This is a genomic window from Ensifer canadensis (assembly GCF_017488845.2).
GTDB classification, from domain to species: domain Bacteria; phylum Pseudomonadota; class Alphaproteobacteria; order Rhizobiales; family Rhizobiaceae; genus Ensifer; species Ensifer canadensis.
Genome location: NZ_CP083372.1, coordinates 103,531 through 120,534, shown reverse-complemented (window position 1 = coordinate 120,534; position 17,004 = coordinate 103,531). Strand labels below are relative to the sequence as shown.

Annotated in this window: 12 protein-coding genes and 9 pseudogenes; 12 read left to right on the top strand and 9 right to left on the bottom strand. The window is 60.5% G+C overall.

The genetic code is table 11. From position 1 onward, the window contains the following. Positions 1–200: 200 nt before the first annotated feature. Positions 201–465, bottom strand: a pseudogene (locus J3R84_RS29135) (UPF0149 family protein); the annotation flags it as partial. Further along, a pseudogene (locus J3R84_RS39115) lies at positions 462–653 on the bottom strand (transposase domain-containing protein); the annotation flags it as partial. The pseudogenes J3R84_RS39115 and J3R84_RS29135, both read right to left, overlap by 4 nt. A 279-nt stretch (positions 654–932) precedes the next feature. On the opposite strand from J3R84_RS39115, the gene J3R84_RS39250 reads away from it, so the two are divergent. Then, on the top strand, positions 933–1,034 hold the full coding sequence (locus tag J3R84_RS39250; protein WP_018009359.1) for a hypothetical protein: 102 nt from the start codon (positions 933–935) through the stop codon (positions 1,032–1,034). A gap of 27 nt (positions 1,035–1,061) precedes the next feature. Next, positions 1,062–1,355 carry a hypothetical protein gene (locus J3R84_RS29130; protein WP_018210635.1) on the top strand — a complete coding sequence of 98 codons (294 nt, stop codon included), beginning with the start codon at positions 1,062–1,064 and terminating at the stop codon, positions 1,353–1,355. A 307-nt stretch (positions 1,356–1,662) separates the two neighbouring features. Here J3R84_RS29130 and J3R84_RS29125 read toward each other — a convergent pair. Beyond that, positions 1,663–1,969 (bottom strand): annotated as a pseudogene (locus J3R84_RS29125) (GcrA family cell cycle regulator). Continuing rightward, positions 1,966–2,383, bottom strand: a pseudogene (locus J3R84_RS38855) (hypothetical protein); the annotation flags it as partial. The pseudogenes J3R84_RS29125 and J3R84_RS38855, both read right to left, overlap by 4 nt. Positions 2,384–2,614: 231 nt before the next feature. Here J3R84_RS38855 and nodD2 point away from each other — a divergent pair. Together nodD2 and J3R84_RS29110 are read left to right on the top strand one after the other, a co-directional pair. Beyond that, positions 2,615–3,541 carry a transcriptional regulator NodD2 gene (nodD2, locus tag J3R84_RS29115; RefSeq protein WP_011970740.1) on the top strand — a complete coding sequence of 309 codons (927 nt, stop codon included), beginning with the start codon at positions 2,615–2,617 and terminating at the stop codon, positions 3,539–3,541. 287 nt (positions 3,542–3,828) lie between these two features. After that, on the top strand, positions 3,829–4,917 hold the full coding sequence (locus J3R84_RS29110; RefSeq protein WP_011970739.1) for an IS630 family transposase: 1,089 nt from the start codon (positions 3,829–3,831) through the stop codon (positions 4,915–4,917). A gap of 260 nt (positions 4,918–5,177) precedes the next feature. Here J3R84_RS29110 and J3R84_RS29105 read toward each other — a convergent pair. The 5 genes and pseudogenes from J3R84_RS29105 to J3R84_RS29085 form a co-directional block, all read right to left on the bottom strand. Further along, a pseudogene (locus tag J3R84_RS29105) lies at positions 5,178–5,648 on the bottom strand (IS5 family transposase); the annotation flags it as partial. 301 nt (positions 5,649–5,949) lie between these two features. Next, positions 5,950–7,104 carry an IS110 family RNA-guided transposase gene (locus tag J3R84_RS29100; RefSeq protein ID WP_203530189.1) on the bottom strand — a complete coding sequence of 385 codons (1,155 nt, stop codon included), beginning with the start codon at positions 7,102–7,104 and terminating at the stop codon, positions 5,950–5,952. 38 nt (positions 7,105–7,142) lie between these two features. Then, positions 7,143–7,514, bottom strand: a pseudogene (locus J3R84_RS29095) (IS5 family transposase); the annotation flags it as partial. A gap of 389 nt (positions 7,515–7,903) precedes the next feature. Next, positions 7,904–9,070 (bottom strand): IS91 family transposase, encoded by a 1,167-nt coding sequence (locus J3R84_RS29090; RefSeq protein WP_018481639.1) that lies wholly within the window; start codon positions 9,068–9,070, stop codon positions 7,904–7,906. A gap of 13 nt (positions 9,071–9,083) precedes the next feature. Then, positions 9,084–9,944 carry a tyrosine-type recombinase/integrase gene (locus tag J3R84_RS29085; protein WP_203529966.1) on the bottom strand — a complete coding sequence of 287 codons (861 nt, stop codon included), beginning with the start codon at positions 9,942–9,944 and terminating at the stop codon, positions 9,084–9,086. Between the two features lie 674 nt (positions 9,945–10,618). On the opposite strand from J3R84_RS29085, the gene J3R84_RS29080 reads away from it, so the two are divergent. The 8 genes and pseudogenes from J3R84_RS29080 to J3R84_RS29045 form a co-directional block, all read left to right on the top strand. Further along, entirely contained in the window at positions 10,619–11,299 is a 681-nt protein-coding gene (locus tag J3R84_RS29080) for a flavin reductase family protein (protein ID WP_028054713.1), read from the top strand. A 210-nt stretch (positions 11,300–11,509) separates the two neighbouring features. Next, positions 11,510–11,857 (top strand): response regulator transcription factor, encoded by a 348-nt coding sequence (locus J3R84_RS29075; protein WP_011970736.1) that lies wholly within the window; start codon positions 11,510–11,512, stop codon positions 11,855–11,857. 79 nt (positions 11,858–11,936) lie between these two features. Further along, positions 11,937–12,185: pseudogene (locus J3R84_RS29070) on the top strand (cyclic nucleotide-binding domain-containing protein); the annotation flags it as partial. A gap of 271 nt (positions 12,186–12,456) precedes the next feature. Next, positions 12,457–14,076, top strand: a pseudogene (gene ccoN / locus J3R84_RS29065) (cytochrome-c oxidase, cbb3-type subunit I). A gap of 13 nt (positions 14,077–14,089) precedes the next feature. Continuing rightward, a complete protein-coding gene (ccoO, locus tag J3R84_RS29060) occupies positions 14,090–14,821 on the top strand; it encodes a cytochrome-c oxidase, cbb3-type subunit II (RefSeq protein ID WP_203529965.1) in 732 nt (243 codons plus the stop codon). A 12-nt stretch (positions 14,822–14,833) separates the two neighbouring features. Next, positions 14,834–14,986, top strand: a complete 153-nt coding sequence (locus tag J3R84_RS29055; protein ID WP_011970733.1) for a CcoQ/FixQ family Cbb3-type cytochrome c oxidase assembly chaperone — start codon at positions 14,834–14,836, stop codon at positions 14,984–14,986. Positions 14,987–14,989: 3 nt separating this feature from the next. Continuing rightward, the gene (gene ccoP / locus J3R84_RS29050) at positions 14,990–15,859 is read left to right on the top strand and encodes a cytochrome-c oxidase, cbb3-type subunit III (protein WP_011970732.1); all 870 of its coding nucleotides are present in this window, start codon (positions 14,990–14,992) and stop codon (positions 15,857–15,859) included. 73 nt (positions 15,860–15,932) lie between these two features. Continuing rightward, positions 15,933–16,902 (top strand): annotated as a pseudogene (locus tag J3R84_RS29045) (heavy-metal-associated domain-containing protein); the annotation flags it as partial. Between the last annotated feature and the right edge of the window lie 102 nt (positions 16,903–17,004).

The following is a 17,004-nucleotide window of genomic DNA, read 5'->3' as shown; positions in this document are numbered from 1 at the left end:
CTCAGAGGATTGAATCACGCGTCCCAAGTGCCCGCAATGCCGAGTTTTTCAACAGTATCGGCGCAAACCTGCAGTTCGGCGGCATCTATGCATGTCCGCTTCTGGGATACCACCATGCTCTGCTCAGTGTCCGACTTGAGGGCGCGTTCCGGACGTGGCTAGCGTAGCGGACGGACAGCTGACCTGATTGGCTAGCGATTGCGGTTATATTCCGCAACGATGGTCTGCCACGGCCCGATGTTCGGTTGTTTCCATCGGCAGGTTCAGGGCCTCTGGGCCAGCCAGCTCCGGGATCCACTGACGTGGGTCGATAAACTTCGGGCCGATGATGAGAGCCGTGAGATAACCATCGAGACCGCTCATCGAGCAGATCGGCGACACAGGACGACGTGCCCTGATGAAGGCTTCGAACGCCTCATCATCGAGCTTCGGTCGTGTCGTCGTCCCTTGGCTGTTTCGTGTCATGCCGCCCGTCGCTCCCGATCTGCAATGGGCCTCGCGTTCCGCCTTGCCCACGGCAAGAGGCTTTCCATGCGGTAGGGCCTTCACTTTGCCGGAGATGAATGCGTTCCAGCACATCGGCAAGCATTTTCAGGATCCACCCCGTTCAGCTTCGCTGTGTTGACGAGCGATGCCAGGACCGCGAAGGACTTGTACCTGATCTGCTTCGGCAGGGAGTCAAGGCGAGGTACAAGCCAGGTGATTAGGCGCATCCAGCTCACGATCTCCGGGCCCGCGGCCACGGAGGCGAACTGCTCGCGTTGGTCGCTGGTCAGGTCGGGGAACCGGCTCTCGTCCAAGAACCGCAGGTCGCGCATTGCGTCGTTCGCACTGCGAGGATGAGGCGTCGGAGCAGGCCAGCGTTATCGCGGAGCAGGTTTTGAACGCAAGCGCGCGCCATCGCTCGCCAGGATGAGAACGCACAGCGGTTGATGACGACGCCCGGCGTTGGCGTCCTGGTGACGCTGACTTTTGTGGCGGGCGTCGATGCGCCGGAGCACTTCGTCGGATTGGCGCCGAAGAAATATCAATAGGGCAAGACCGATCATAGCGGTCGCATCTTGAAGATCGGCGATGGCAGCGTGCGGACCGCGCTCTACGAGGCGGCCAACGCCATCCTGACGCGACCGGTCAAAGGTTCCGATCTGAAGGGTTGGGTGTTGGCGGTTGCAAGACGTGCCGGCCCAGAAGCCCAGTCCTCCGACCAGTCGAACTGGAAGGCTTCGCCCGGTTCAAACGCCAAGGGCGACCGAAGCCGGCGCATTGTTTCGACCGCCTCCCGCGTAATGGGCCAGCTGGTGATTTGGGCTTCAACGACGCCAGGAGATCGCGAATGGAGTTCGCCTTCCGGTTAAACAACTCGCCAAGGCGTCTGGCGTGAGCATTAGGCCACCGCGCTTTGACCTCCATCAGGATCTGGTTCTGACGCGAGGCGATAGCCGCTCCGCGGTGATGGTTTTGCAGCAGACCCTCAACTGCTGGCAGCGGTGCTTGATGAACTCGTTCTGCTGATCGCGGGCGGATGCTTTCAGCCGGGCAGGCTTGATCGGAGCGGCGTGCCTCATGTCCACCGGATCATGACGCGCTTCAGCTCTCCCGTCAGTCGCGCTTTGACAACAGCGTAGTGGTGCGCCTGGCGATCGAATTGTGTTTGGTGGACGACTATGAAGTACCCCGTTGGCGATCGGCTCTTGATTGGTGGTTTCGGCAGTAGCGGTCCGTTGTTTCCGCGCGCAGAACATGTACGGTCCGCCGGTGTTGAGAGGCTAGCAGCATTCGCTGCCCAGTGCGCGGGTCTTCTTCCCAGCATCACCACGCCACGGGAATAGACCGCGGTCGCGGAAGGCCAGTCCGACAATGACGTTTCGGCTGCCGCCAAAGCGCTTGGCGGTCCGGGAGGCAGAGAGGTCATCCCCTTCCAGAGATTCGCAGCTGCTTCGATATCGACGGTGCGGTGCTGGATGGTCATGCCGCCCGCTCCTCTTCGATCGGCTCCGCCGCTTCGATGTCGGCCTCTACCTTGCCGCGATACGCCCTCTGTTCGGCGGTGACCTGGCTGGCACCGGGAAGCGCCGACATGCGGGCGAGATCGTCGGCGCGCTCCGGCGGCACCCGCGGGGGCTCGACGTTCAGCTTGGTCTGGATCCTGCTGCAGTTGACGCGGACGGGATCGGCGACCAGACCTCGTCAATTGCCCAGAGATGACGAGAACCGGCAGGCAGTTCCCGCGTTTTGGCGAGGTGGGCGAATTCCGCACCTCCGGCGACCCTGACGAAGCCCTTCTCCGCCAACTCAATGGCGCGCTCGCGCTGGGAGACGCGCAGGTACATGAGCCCATAAGAGCTGGCAGCGTTCGGCTCACGGAGTCCTGGATCGCCCTAAGCAAGCAACTGAAAAAAGACCCTGACGCCTGTCTTTGGCTCGCTGCCTGCTTGGCAGGAAAATCGGCCGCGTCCGGCGTTCGATGGATTGAATGAGGAAATGAAACGTCAGTCCAGCGAGGTATGAGGAAGAATCCTTCGCTGAAGCTTGATTTCGTTAACTTCAGGGTTCTCTAATGGTAGTGTGAAAATCGATTGTTTGGGAACAATCATCTCCGCTATGGATACCGCACATGCGTTTTAGGGGCCTAGATCTAAACCTCCTCGTCGCGCTCGACGCACTGATGACCGAGCGCAAGCTCACGGCCGCCGCACGCAGGCTCAAGCTCAGTCAACCGGCCATGAGCGCCGCTATCGCGCGCCTGCGCACCTATTTTGGCGACGAGCTGTTTTCGATGCAGGGCCGTGAACTTATCCCGACACCGCGTGCCGAAGCGCTCGCCCCAGCGGTGCGTGAGGCCCTGCTGCACATTCAGCTCTCCATCATTGCTTGGGATCCGATCAGTCCAGCCCAGTCGGATCGCCGTTTCAGGATCATCCTTTCGGACTTCATGACACTTGTATTCTTTGAGCGGGTTGTGGAGCGCTTGGCTCGGGAGGCTCCTGGCGTCAGCTTCGAGTTGCTGACGCTAGACGACGATCCCTATGAGCTTCTCCGGCGCGGGGATGTTGATTTTCTGATTCTTCCGGACTTGTTCATGTCGAGCGCGCATCCCAAAGCGAAGCTGTTTGCCGAGCCGCTCGTGTGCGTCGGCTGCCCGACGAATGAGCAGTTGCTTGGGGATCTCTCTTTCGAAAGATATATATCGATGGGGCATGTGTCAGCCCAGTTCGGGCGTGCGTTGAAGCCCTCCTTCGAACAATGGCTATTGCTGGAGCACGGCTTCAAGAGACGTGTCGAACTTGTCGTGCCAGGTTTTACCTTGATTCCGCCTTTGCTGCCGGGCACCAATCGTATAGCCATTCTCCCATTGCGCCTGGTCAAGTATTTCGAACAAACGATACCCCTGCGGATCGTCAAGCATCCGCTGCCGCCCCTCTGGTTCACTGAGGCTGTCCAGTGGCCCGCCCTCCACGACAAGGATCCCGGAAATGTCTGGATCCGGGAGTTACTCTTGCAGGAAGCCTCGTGCAGCGAATTTCAGGGAGAAATGTTTTAGGCGCCCTCGAACGACATTAACTGGCTTCTCATCGAGACTGTACTTCATGGGATCAAAATGCATCCGCCGATAGGCGTGATGGTCAGGCCTTGTCATCTTCAAGGTCGCGGCCAGAAGCGCCCCAAGCCGGCTAGATGCCCCTGCGGAGGAGGCCGCCCGACAAGGGGCGCCACCGACGTGGGCGGGTTCTTCAGGCATTAAAATGGTAACATCCGAGATTCATGCTAGTCACCTGGAACTAAAATTCACTACATTGTATGCTTGGCCTCTTCATTGGAGGTTGAGGCATGGCAAATGCGACTGGCCGACCAACGCCCCCATTGGTTTTGAGCGAGGCGGAGCGGGAATATCTGGAGCGACAGGTGCGCAAGCATCGTGTTGCACGCTCCCTGTCGGAGCGGTGCCGGATCATTCTTCGCTGTGGCGAGGGAGTTCCGAGCAAGGTCGTTGCGGACGAGCTCGGCGTGCATGAACATACGGTTGGCAAATGGCGACGGCGCTTCCTCAAAGACCGACTCGATGGGCTGCTCGACGAAGTTCGCCCTGGTCGGCCCCGAACCATCGACGACGATCAGATCGCGGCTGTGATCGAGCGCACGCTGCGTTCAACGCCAAGCGATGCGACCCATTGGTCGATCCGCTCGATGGCAGGGGCCACAGGCTTTTCGCACACGACCATCCGCCGGATATGGAACGCTTTCGGCCTGCAGCCGCATCGCACAGAGACGTTCAAGCTTTCCAGCGATCCTTTGTTCGTCGATAAGGTCCGCGACATCGTCGGTCTTTATCTGTCACCTCCCAATCGGGCGCTGGTTCTCAGCGTGGACGAGAAGAGCCAAATCCAGGCTCTCGACCGCGAGCAGCCAGTGTTGCCGATGATGCCTGGCGTGCCGGAACGGCGCACGCATTCCTATGTCCGACACGGCACAACCACGTTGTTTGCCGCTCTGGATGTCGCCTCCGGCTTTGTCATCGGCAAATGCTACAAGCGGCACCGTGCCACCGAATTCCTGGATTTCCTCAAGCAGATCGATGCGAGCGTACCGTCCGATTTGGACGTTCATATCGTGATGGACAACTATGCGACCCACAAAACTGCATCGGTCAAAAACTGGCTGATGCGACGGCCGCGCTACCACGTGCACTTCACCCCGACCTCGGCGTCATGGATCAATCAGGTCGAACGCTGGTTTGCGGAACTGACCCGCAAGCAGCTCCGTCGCGGCGTCCACACTTCGACAATGCAGCTCGAAGCCGACATCCGAAGCTTCATCGAACGCCATAATCAGAACCCGAAGCCTTACAGGTGGACGAAATCCGCACACGACATCCTGGCCTCCGTCAAACGTTTCTGCCAGAAAGTCCAGGACTTATGACACGAATTTCGGATTCAGATGACTAGCGTAGGACTTCTTCCGTCGCCGCCAGAATGAGCTGACGCAGAAACAGAAATCACGCATTCGAGAAGCCCGGTTTTCGACGCTTGCGCTCACTCTATGTTTCACTGAGCTTAATTTGATGCTCAAGGAGAGAGCTGCACGTGATTGCGAGAGCATCACGAGCAATAGCCGCGGTTGAGGCAAAGTGCCCTACAAGCAGAGGTCACACGTCGCCAAAAAGGCGGCTGCCGAACAGGCTACTGATTCAAACAGCCTAGGCTGTAGTGACAATTTAATGATTTAAGCCAGAGCATGATGCTTGCGAGTTTGACAAAGCCGAGGAAGTGGGCGGCGAGTTTGTCGTAGCGGGTGGCGATGCGCCGCCATTGCTTGAGCTTGGCGAAGAAGCCCTCGATGCCCCAGCGGTTTTTGTAAGCGACCTTGTCGTAGCCGTGCTGGTATTTGCGATGGCGACGCGGCGGGATGACGGGTTCACCGCCTTGATCGAGGATGATGTCGTGCAAGCGATCGGCGTCGTAGGCGCGATCGGCGATCACTTGGGCGGCCGGCAGGCCCTCGACCAGATCACAAGCTGGCGCCATGTCGTTCTGCTGACCGGGCCCGACCTCGAAACGGACCGGCAGGCCGAGCGCGTCTACGACGGCGTGGAGCTTGGTGCCGAAGCCCCCGCGGGAGCGACCGAGAGCCTGGGCTTCAGGTCCCCCCTCATATGATGAGTTGTAGGTCAAGGGGATGCGACCATTTTGTAGTCCTTTCTGCGCGATCGACGGTATCCAGTTGCGCCCATTTCTCAGTACCGGCATGGCGAGCCTTACCTGTACCACCTCATATCCGGTCGCCGCTCAGGACGGCTGCACCATAATCCCGCATTCGGGGGTTGGGCTCAGGAGAACGGAACCATTCTTTTAACCGGCGATAGAAGCCATGGGGGGCTTCGGTCCGTTCGCCTGGATCCGTCAGGCCTGCTCAGGCCCGAGGATTGGGTTGAGTTACGGTCAAGGGATGTGCTCAGGCCTTGGTCATAACGGCTCCCTCAATCTCGACGCCGCTCGTGGCATACTTCCACAAGGCGACGAGCAGTTTGCGCGCCAAGGCCACGATCGCAATCTTCTTGCCGCGCCCGCCGCTGTGGCTGACGCGTTCATGGAACCAGCGCGTCAGGGCCGAGTCCGGCTGATGGCGCAGCCAGAGCCAGGCCAGCTGGATCATCATCGTGCGCAGCCTCGGATTGCCTGCCTTCGAGACGCCTTGCTCGCGATCGATTGAGCCGCTTCGCCACGGCGAAGGTGCGAGCCCGGCATAGGCTGCGATCTGGCGTCGGTTGTCGAACTGGCGGAACAGCCCTTCGCAAGTCAGGATGTTTGCAATCTCCGCGCCAATGCCCTTGATGCCTTTGAGCATCGCCTGTGGCGCGGTACTATCCGCCGCGGCACACTGCGCATCGCGCTCGGCTTCGACGGCTTTGATCTGCTCGTTCACCAATTCGAGCCGATCGAGTTCACGACTGAGCTGCGCCGTCAGATGGGCAGGCAGCAGCCGGCCATCTCCCGTCCGCAATTCCTCCAAGCGTTCACGCCGGTCGCGACGCGTCGGCTCATAACCTCGGACGCCAATGCTGAAGAGCAGGCCTTTGATCCGGTTGACGTGCCTTTTGCGCTCCTCGATCAGAGCTTTGCGCTCCCGGCCGATCCGACGCTGGTCCTCCTCTTCAAGCGTCGGCACACGCACCATCGAGCAGACCCGCGGTTCACCGCGCATCCACGCCATCAGCGTGCGAACCAGAGTCTCCCCATCGATGCGGTCGGTCTTCGCCCGGCGCTGCCGGCGCGACACCGCGACCGATGCGGCATCGACGACATGGCTCGTGATCCAGCCTTCCGCTTCGAGCGCGCGGTGTATCCAGAAACCATCGAGCCCCGCCTCCTGGATGACAACCACGGGGTAGAGCCTGCCCTCCCGCACCTGCGCCTTCTCGCGCAAGAGGTTCAAGCATGCCAGCAATGCAGGCAGGTCGCCGCCGGGTACCGAATGACGCGACATCTTCTCGCTGCCAGGCGATAGCGACGTCACCAGCCACGTCGACTTCGACAGTTCCAACGAGATGAAAATCGCGCCAAGATCAACTCGGATAGCGGCAAGTGGCGAGGCTGGTTCTGCTGTCATGGCAAGTCCCTCCAGAGTGGTTGGTAGCAAACCGACTCTGATCTCCCACAGGCCGCTGTCCACCACTCATCATGGGATCTTTTGCGCCGTGCCCCGGCCGCTTGCGCTTGCGCGCGAATGACGGTCGCATCAAGCATCATCCATTCCAGGTCTGGATCGCCGGCGACCGCTTCGAACAGTCGGTCGAACACGCCCGCCTCAATCCAGCGGTAATAACGCCGCTTTGCCGTCTGGTGGGGACCGAACCGTTCCGGCAGGTCGCGCCAGCGCGCACCCGAGCGCGCCATCCATAACAGCGCGTCGACGAAGCGCCGGCCATCGCTGCGCGGGCCGCGCTTACCCTTGCGCCCGCCCGGCACGAACGGTCTGATGTGCTCCCACTGATCGTCACGAAGAACTTCACCTTCCAAAGCTGACCTCCAAAAGCCAGCTTTGAATCTGATTTGGCGCCTGATGGGAATCTGGAGGGTTCTGTGAGGTCCGCGCGCCGTGCGTGCGGCATTCACTGATCGGACCTCATTGAAGCCGGATTGAGCGAAGGCGCGGGTTGTTTGGCACTATGGGGATTTAGCCGAAGTGGTAGATGGTGTCTGGCAGGGGTGAGCCTTGGCGGAGCACGTGGACAGGTCTGGAAGGGTTTTGAGGGTATTTGCGGTGTCTTTGACGTTCCTATCGGCTGGTTTGCGTCGGCCGAACTCTTGGTGGCGTTGCCGCTCAGGCACGATTGGCCAAAGCATTCGCCTCGCGGCCCCTCGGCATGCCGACGCTGATCGTTGCAATGATGCCGCGCATGATATGATCATGAACTGTCGTTCCATGCTGGCCGGCGTACCGGCTGGATCGGGGCCCACGCGGCAATGATCGTCATGGTTCCGCCGCAACAGGAGCAGCGGTGTCGCAAAGGTGGTGGCTTTGCGTCCGGTTCTTCGACCGGCGGCGGGACGTCGAGCAGGCTTCGGCACAGGTCCAGCTTCAGTTGCCGATGGCCATTGGCAAGCAGGCCGTAATGACGAATGCGGTGAAAGCCGTCCGGAACGGTGTGAAGCAGGAAGCGGCGGATGAACTCGTGGGCATCGAGCGTCATCACCTTTTGCCTGCCGCCCGTTCGATAATCCTTCCATCGGAATGTGACGCGATCGCCATCAATGCTGACGAGCCGTGAATTGGAGATGGCAATGCGATGGGTATAGCGGCCGAGATAGGCCAGCACCTGTTTGGGTCCGGCAAATGGCGGCTTGGCATAGACGACCCAGTCGATGCGACGCGCTGCTTTGATGGTTCGATTGAAGGCGAGCGGATCGGCCAGACCGGCGATATCGCCGAAGAATTGAAGTTGGCCCAGATCGTAGGCCTGCTTCAGCTCGTTGAGAAACAGCCGCCGGAACAGACGCGACAGGACCCGTACGGGCAGAAAGAAGCTTTGCCGGCAGGCGACCCAACGGGACTGGTCGAATGACAACCCACCGCCCGGCACGATGCAATGGATATGCGGGTGATAATGGAGGTTCTGTCCCCAGGAGTGCAGCACCGCGATGAAGCCGATCTCCGCACCCAGATGTCTGGGATCGGCAGCAAGCTTGCGCAGCGTCTCGGCGACGGCGCGAAACAGGATCGTGTAAACGGCATTCTTGTTCTGGAAGGCGATTGCGGCGATCTGCTGCGGTAGGGTGAAGACGACGTGGAAATAGCCGACCGGCAGAAGGTCGGCCTGCCGCGCGGCAAGCCAGTCACGGCTCGCCTGTCCCTGGCACTTCGGGCAATGCCGGTTGCGGCAGGAATTATAGGCGATGCGGAACGCCGCGCAGTCCTGACATTGCTGGACATGCCCGCCCAGGCGAGCGGTCCGGCACATCTCGACCGCACTCATGACCCGGCGTTCGACACGCCCGAGATGAGCGTCGTGTGTTTGACGATATCTTTCCCCGTGGCGGCGAAAAATGTCCGCCACCTCCAGTCCCGCCGCCATGGCGAAGCTATGCTCAGCCTGGCGGCACCACCTCTAACGTCAGCCGGTCGAGCGGGCTGGTCGTGCTGCGGATCAGGGTATTGGAAACCTTCGTGTAGCGTGCCGTGGTGGACAGATTGTTGTGGCCGAGCAAAACCTGGATGATGCGGATGTCGGTTCCGCTTTCCAGAAGATGGGTGGCAAAGCTGTGACGCAGCGTATGTACCGTCACCCTTTTGTCGATGCCGGCAGCAGTGCACGCCGAACGGCAGGCAGAATACAGAACCTGGACGTCGATGGGCTTGGTCTCGTCCCGGCCCGGGAACAGCCAGACCTCGGGTCTCGCCAGCCGCCAATAGACCCGCAGGATCGCGAGCAACTGCCCGGACAGCATGACGTTGCGATCCTTTCCGCCCTTGCCATGCTCGACACGGATGATGCCGCGTTCGCCATCAATGTCGCGGACCTTGAGATGGACAGCTTCCGAGGCGCGCAGCCCCGCCGCATAAGCTGTCGTCAGTGCGGTGCGGGTTCTCAGGCTCGGAACTGCTTCCAGAAACCGCACGATCTCGTCGCCGTTTAGGATCGTCGGCAGCTTGGCGGGTGTCCGGGCATAGGCAATGCGTTCCGGTATCTCGGCATGACCGAGCGTGACGCCAAAGAAGAACCGTAGGGCACAAACTGTCTGGTTCAAGGCCGGCCACGATAGGCCCGAGGAGACCAGATGCACCTGAAACGCGCGCACGTCTTCCAGTCCAAGACGGTCTGGCGAACACCCGAAATAGCGCGAGAACTTCGTCACCGCATGCAAATACGATCGTTGCGTCGCTGGCGAAAGATTGCGGATCGTCATGTCATCGATCATGCGCCGGCGCAGCGGGCTTATCTCTGTCATCGTCATCTCCTGTTCAAAGGTTGGCTAAAACAGCCCAATCCTTCAAATCAGAAGCGCATCATGCAAATCCCGCACTCCAAGTGCCGCGCCAGCGGCTTCGTTCAATCCCCAGACCGTTAAATTGTCACTACAGCCTAGTATCATTTGAGCAAAGGCATCGCACTTTGGAATGCTCCTGGGGCCCGACCTGGCCGATCGCCCTTTCCTAGGGTTCAAACGTCCTTGCTTCACGACGGGACAGAGCGGCCGTCGGCGAGCTGGGACGTCGTCGCGTGGCTTAGGTCCCGAATTATGCGCGTGGAACACGTCTGGTTCGCAGCCGCTTCAGCGAACGCCAGCTTTCCGTGGGAGGGAGCAAAAGTCAGCCTCATTCTCTAATTCTGTCACTGGGAGATCGTCAGAGAAATAAGTGCGTCGATATAAGGCGCTTGGTCGGGGATCAGGTCCCGCATTAAAGAGTCGCTTGACAGCTGCATCATATGGCATACCATAAGACATCATCTTGAAGAGGGCTGCCAGTGGCGGCTCAAATACGCAGGGAAGTGCGGGAGGTCTCAGGTCGACAGAACGGCCCTATCGTTGGCGATCCGCGGCGGGCCGGGCACATGGCAATTTAACGGCGGAAACCGTTAGGCAACGATCGCGAGATTTCTGGCGCGCAAAGGGGGAATGACATGAAGGCGGACGTTTTCGACCCGAGAGCTTTGCGCGAGGCGTTTGGAGCGTTTCCAACCGCAGTGACGGTCATAACAGCCAGCGATCCGGCGGGCAGGCCGGTTGGTTTCACTGCCAACTCCTTTACGTCTGTATCCTTGGATCCGCCGCTGCTGCTCGTTTGCGTTGCCAAGACTGCGCGCGACTACCCAGCAATGACCGCAGCCGAGCACTTCGCGATCAACATTCTGTCAGAGGCCCAGAAGGATGTGTCCATTAAATTTGCCCGCCCCGCCGAAGATCGCTTCGCTGCTGTCGACTGGGCGAGGGGCCCGAACGGCTGTCCGATATTCGAGCAGGTGGCCGCGTGGTTTGAATGTTCGATGCATGATGTCATCGAGGCGGGCGACCATGTCATGATGGTCGGTCGCGTGACGGCCTTCGAAAGCAGCGGCTTGAATGGTCTGGGCTATGCTCGCGGCGGCTACTTCACTCCGGGAGCCAATTCCTCTGCAGCGGGCGGAGAGATCGGCGCCGTCGCGGTGTTGGAGCGCCACGGCGCGCTTTTCCCATTGGGCGACCAAAATCTGGCTCTTCCGAGTTACAGCGCCGGAAGCGGTGACCCGGCAAAGACGCTGGCGTCCCAACTCGAACAATTGGGACTGAGCGTCCACGATTGGTTTTCTCTGTTTGATCTTTAAGGACATGCGGCGGGCTACAATCACAGACTCGGCCTGACCGAGGGTAGCCAAATTTGCAAGATGAAGGCGAAGAGCCTCCCCCATCTCGTTCGCATGGCTCTCGCCGGTGGGATCTGCCGAGTTGATCTCGCGCAATGCGGCGCCTTGCCACAAACGGCTTAATGGCAGCTCATTGCGGGCAGGCGCCCGCCGGATTGCGCGGGACTCAAATTGTTGGATGCGAAAACCATTATCGTCGTTGCAGCGGACCAAGGCCTCCGGCGGTCCGTCGCATTCGCGCTCGAAGTCGAAGGATATTCCACCGAATCCTACGAGACCGTGCAGAAGGCTGAAGCCTCTAGCGGGGAAGCGCTCTGCACGATTCTCGACGATGAGATGTTGAAGTCAGAGACCGTGGCCGCCACGCAATTGTTTAAGAATCTTGGATCGCGGGCGATATTGCTGGTCGATGGCCTGTCGGCCCCTCAGCCACCTGCGGACTACACGACCCTGACAAAGCCCTTCACCGGTGCCGACCTGCTCGGCGTGATCAACAGCCTGATCGAAGCGGCTAAGTAGTATCCCTTAGTGATCTAACCGAATTTCTCCAAGTCACCCGAATTGGCAATCTGTCCCCACATCGAACAGGGGATAATGCATGTACGCCGCTGCACAAGTCAAACCAAAGTCCTTCGAGGCCGAACACCTTGGACCGGCCCCAATTTCTGGCCCCCATCTTGTCGCCACCTACAAGGCGGGTCGCGAGATCTATGCCCAGGGTGATCTGAGCGACAAGTGCTATCAGGTTTCGACCGGAGCCGTGCGTGTCTACCGCCTCCTTTCAGATGGACGCCGACAAGTCGTATCCTTTCATCTCCCCGGCGAAATGTTCGGGTTCGAAGCGGGACCCGGGCAGGAAGCGCTGCTGTATCCGGCGTGCTGCGCGCCGAGCTTGCATCAAGACCGCAATGTGCCCGGGTGACCGGCTCCGCGAACAGGGGCCTGGCAGCCGCGTTTCCCACGTCGCGGTCACTCCGGTCTCCGAGGCATGCGCGGCGACGCTCTCAGTGTCCTAATCTGAATCAAGGTGCCGAAGCTATGGCAATTCTCGAACGACGTTGGCGGCTTGCGCGCAAGCGTTCACCGTCAGCGATTAGAAAAGAGGTGGGGACCCAATCATGAAACAGACAGTCGAGATGGTCGTACTTGCCGTCGGCGCCTTCCTGGCGCTGGTCGGAGCCGGTCTCGCCCAGGACCGCCTGTTCGGCGCGCACATGTGGATACTGTTCTTCGTGCTGCTCGGCGGCACATTGGTGCTCATGCGCCGCGTTGATTTCCGTCCGGCTTCCGCGGGTCGCCGGGCCGGAGAGACGGAATATTTCGACGAGGTCGTGAAGTACGGCGTCATCGCCACGGTATTCTGGGGTGTGGTCGGTTTTCTCGTAGGCGTCGTCGTTGCCCTGCAACTTGCCTTCCCCGACCTCAATGTGGAGCCCTGGTTCAGCTTCGGCCGCATGCGGCCGCTCCACACCTCGGCCGTGATCTTCGCGTTTGGCGGCAACGCATTGATCGCGACGTCCTTCTATGTGGTTCAGCGCACGAGTCGAGCGCGCCTCTTCGGCGGTGATCTCGGCTGGTTCGTTTTCTGGGGTTATCAGCTTTTCATCGTGCTTGCAGCGACCGGCTACCTGCTTGGAATTACCCAGAGCCGCGAATAAGCGGAGCCGGAATGGTACGTCGATCTTTGGCTGACAATCGTATGGGTTGCTTATCTGGCCGTCTTCCTCGGCACGATCTTGAAGCGCAAAGAACCGCACATCTACGTGGCGAACTGGTTCTATCTCGCCTTCATCGTCACCATCGCGATGCTGCACATCGTCAACAACCTGGCGGTGCCGGTATCGTTCCTGGGTTCCAAGAGCTATTCGGCCTTCGCCGGCGTCCAGGACGCGCTGACGCAATGGTGGTACGGCCATAACGCGGTCGGCTTCCTCCTGACCGCCGGCTTTCTGGCAATGATGTACTACTTCATCCCGAAACAGGTAAATCGCCCCGTCTATTCCTACCGGCTGTCGATCATCCACTTCTGGGCGCTGATCTTCATGTACATCTGGGCAGGTCCCCACCACCTGCACTACACGGCGCTGCCCGACTGGGCTCAGACGCTCGGCATGGTCTTCTCCATCATGCTCTGGATGCCCTCCTGGGGCGGCATGATCAACGGCTTGATGACGCTCTCCGGTGCCTGGGACAAGATCCGTACGGATCCGGTCGTCCGCATGATGGTCATGGCCGTCGCCTTCTACGGCATGGCGACCTTCGAGGGGCCGATGATGTCGATCAAGTCCGTCAATTCGCTAAGCCACTATACCGACTGGACCATCGGTCACGTCCATTCCGGCGCGCTCGGATGGAACGGCCTCATCACCTTCGGTGCCGTTTACTATCTGGTCCCGAAGCTCTGGAACCGGGAGCGTCTTTACAGCCTGCAAATGGTCAATTGGCACTTTTGGCTCGCCACCCTCGGCATCGTCGTCTATGCCGCCACAATGTGGGTAGCGGGCATCCAGCAGGGGCTGATGTGGCGCGAATACGATGATCAGGGTTTCCTCGTCTACTCCTTCGCGGAGTCGGTGGCGGCGATGTTCCCGTACTACGTCATGCGTGCCGCGGGCGGTGCCCTGTTCCTCGCCGGCGCGCTCGTAATGGCCTTCAACGTAACAATGACCATCCTCGGCCGCATGCGCGATGAGGCCGCGGCCATGGATGCCGCGCCGCTGCCGGCACCGGCAGAATAGGAGGGACTAGACCATGTCCATTCTCGACAAACACGCGATACTCGAGCGCAATGCCACGCTGCTCCTAATAGGCTCGCTCCTGGTCGTCTCCATCGGCGGAATCGTGGAAATCGCGCCGCTCTTCTATCTCGAAAACACCATCGAGAAGGTCGAAGGCATGCGGCCATACTCTCCGCTGGAGCTTGCCGGCCGCGACATCTACATCCGCGAGGGATGCTACGTCTGTCACAGCCAGATGATCCGTCCTTTCCGTGACGAGGTGGAGCGCTACGGCCACTATTCGCTGGCGGCGGAGTCGATGTACGACCATCCCTTTCAATGGGGTTCCAAGCGAACTGGACCGGATCTCGCCCGCGTCGGCGACCGCTATTCCAATGAATGGCACGTTCAGCACATGATCGAGCCCCGCTCGGTCGTGCCGGAATCTGTGATGCCGAGCTACGCCTTCCTCAAGGAGACGCCGCTCGAGGTGAAGACTGTTGCCATGAGCCTCGAGGCGAACGGGGCGGTCGGCGTTCCCTACACCGACGAGATGATCGACAACGCGGCAGCGGACCTAAAGGCCCAGGCCGATCCGAATGCCGACGGTTCGGGCGTGGAGGCACGCTATCCCAAGGCCAAGCTCGGCGACTTCGACGGCGATCCGCAAAGGCTGACGGAGATGGACGCGCTCGTCGCCTATCTCCAGATGCTGGGCACGCTCGTCGACTTCTCCACCTACGACGACGCCGCCGGCTACCGCTGAGAAGGAGGCAACATGGAAACGTACACTGCCATGCGGCATTTCGCCGATAGCTGGGGATTGCTCGCCATGACGTTGTCCTTCCTCGGCGTCGTCTTTTTCATCTTCCGCCCCGGCGCCAAGAAGGCTGCCGCTCAGGCGTCTGTCATCCCGCTGAAGGAGGACTGATCCATGGCCGACAAGCACAAGCACGTCGACGAGGTCAGCGGCGTAGAAACCACCGGGCACGAATGGGACGGCATCCGCGAGCTCAACAATCCTCTGCCGCGCTGGTGGGTCTACAGCTTCTATGCCACGATCATCTGGGCGATAGGATATGCCGTCGCTTATCCATCATGGCCAATGCTGACGGAAGCGACCAAGGGCGTCCTCGGCTATTCCAGCCGCGCCGAAGTAGGCGTCGAACTGGCCGCTGCCAAGGCTGCACAGGCCGGCAATCTGGAGCAGATCGCATTGAACTCGGTCGAAGAGATCATCGCGAATCCGCAACTGCAGCAATTTGCCGTTTCCGCCGGGGCTTCCGTCTTCAAGGTGAATTGCGCCCAGTGCCACGGCTCGGGGGCTGCGGGCGGGCAGGGCTTCCCGAATCTCAACGACGACGACTGGCTCTGGGGCGGCAAGCCGCAAGAGATCTACCAAACCATAGCTCATGGGGTTCGCCACGCCACCGACGGGGAAACTCGGGGTTCCGAGATGCCGCCGTTCGGCGACATGCTGACACCAGAGCAGATGCAGCAGACGGCCGCCTACGTGATGAGCCTCACCCAGGCACCGTCGCAACCGCACCTCGTCGAGCAGGGTAAGCAGGTGTTCGCCGACAATTGCGCTTCCTGCCATGGCGCAGACGCGAAAGGAAACCGCGAGATGGGAGCACCCAACCTCGCCGATGCGATCTGGCTGTACGGCGAGGGGGAGCAGGCGGTGATCGCGCAGATGAAGACGCCGAAGCACGGCGTCATGCCCGCATGGCTGCCGCGCCTCGGCGATCCGGTGGTGAAAGAGCTTGCGGTCTTCGTTCATTCGCTCGGCGGCGGCGAGTAGCGGATAGGAGATCCAGGCGGCCGAACGAGAGCGGTGTGGCCGGCGCAACGACTTCCCTCTGTGAAGTTGTTCACTGCCGCGGACGGGTCAGTGGCTCCCTTCTTCCGAAGAACTTCGGCTGACGAGCCGGGCACTTGGAGGCGGGTTGCGCCAGACGGACCTCAGCGTGCCGGCGTTCACTGCGGTGCTTGCATCACCACCATCGAGACGGCGTTGTGGGAAAGATCCGAAGTCGAACGGACGCGCGTCAATCTCTCCACCCGCCGCGTTTCGATCGTCTGGAAAGAGGAGGTCGCTGGAAAGCGCAGCGACCCTGGAGAACTGGTGCGCGCGATCAGCGAGCGCGGCTACGAGACGCATATCTTCACGCCCGGTGAGGGGGAAGGGGATGCCGTTCTGAAGCAGTTGATCCGTGCGGTCGCGGTGTCGGGCTTTGCTGCTGCCAACATCATGCTGCTTTCCGTGTCCGTCTGGTCGGGTGCGGACGCGGCCACACGCGATCTCTTCCACTGGGTCTCGGCCATGATCGCAGGGCCGACGCTGATCTACGCGGCCACTTCTTCTATCAGTCCGCCTGGAATGCGCTCCGCCACGGGCGGACGAACATGGACGTGCCGATCGCACTTACCGTCACTCTCTCCTATGCCATGTCGAGACGATCGGCCATGGGGAGCATGCCTGGTTCGACGAGACCGTGACCCTTCTGTTCTTCCTGCTCATCGGCCGGACGCTCGACTATATGATGCGCGGCCGCGCACGATCCGCGGCCTCGCACGGCTATCGTCGCGTGGCGCGACAGTCCTGCATGCCGACGGCTCGCCGGAATATCGCGCCGTCGGTGAGATCGAACCCGGCGAGCGACTGATGATCGCTGCTGGCGAAGGGATACCGTCGACGGCTGCGTGGTATCGGCACCAGCGACCTGGACCGCTCGGTCGTCAACTGCGAGAGCGAGCCGATTTCGGTCAGCTCGGGTGACGCGGTCGCGCAACTCCTTCCTTGTCGAGATCATGGGGCTGATGGAGGCGGCCGAAGGCGGGAGAAAAGCTGGTGTCATCCACCGCGCGGATGATGGTGATCCAAACAATCGATTTTACTAATCATCAAGTGTGCTCGATAGAAGGCAAGGCGAAAGAATTCAAGTT

Excerpts from the sequence above, each read along its gene's own strand:
- J3R84_RS29055 (WP_011970733.1), top strand. The coding sequence starts at position 14,834 with ATGGAAACGTACACTGCCATGCGGCATTTCGCCGATAGCTGGGGATTG.
- ccoO (WP_203529965.1), top strand. The coding sequence starts at position 14,090 with ATGTCCATTCTCGACAAACACGCGATACTCGAGCGCAATGCCACGCTG.
- nodD2 (WP_011970740.1), top strand. The coding sequence starts at position 2,615 with ATGCGTTTTAGGGGCCTAGATCTAAACCTCCTCGTCGCGCTCGACGCA.
- J3R84_RS29085 (WP_203529966.1), bottom strand. The coding sequence starts at position 9,944 with ATGACAGAGATAAGCCCGCTGCGCCGGCGCATGATCGATGACATGACG.
- J3R84_RS29080 (WP_028054713.1), top strand. The coding sequence starts at position 10,619 with ATGAAGGCGGACGTTTTCGACCCGAGAGCTTTGCGCGAGGCGTTTGGA.
- J3R84_RS29090 (WP_018481639.1), bottom strand. The coding sequence starts at position 9,070 with ATGGCGGCGGGACTGGAGGTGGCGGACATTTTTCGCCGCCACGGGGAA.
- J3R84_RS29100 (WP_203530189.1), bottom strand. The coding sequence starts at position 7,104 with ATGACAGCAGAACCAGCCTCGCCACTTGCCGCTATCCGAGTTGATCTT.
- J3R84_RS29110 (WP_011970739.1), top strand. The coding sequence starts at position 3,829 with ATGGCAAATGCGACTGGCCGACCAACGCCCCCATTGGTTTTGAGCGAG.
- ccoP (WP_011970732.1), top strand. The coding sequence starts at position 14,990 with ATGGCCGACAAGCACAAGCACGTCGACGAGGTCAGCGGCGTAGAAACC.
- J3R84_RS39250 (WP_018009359.1), top strand. The coding sequence starts at position 933 with ATGACGACGCCCGGCGTTGGCGTCCTGGTGACGCTGACTTTTGTGGCG.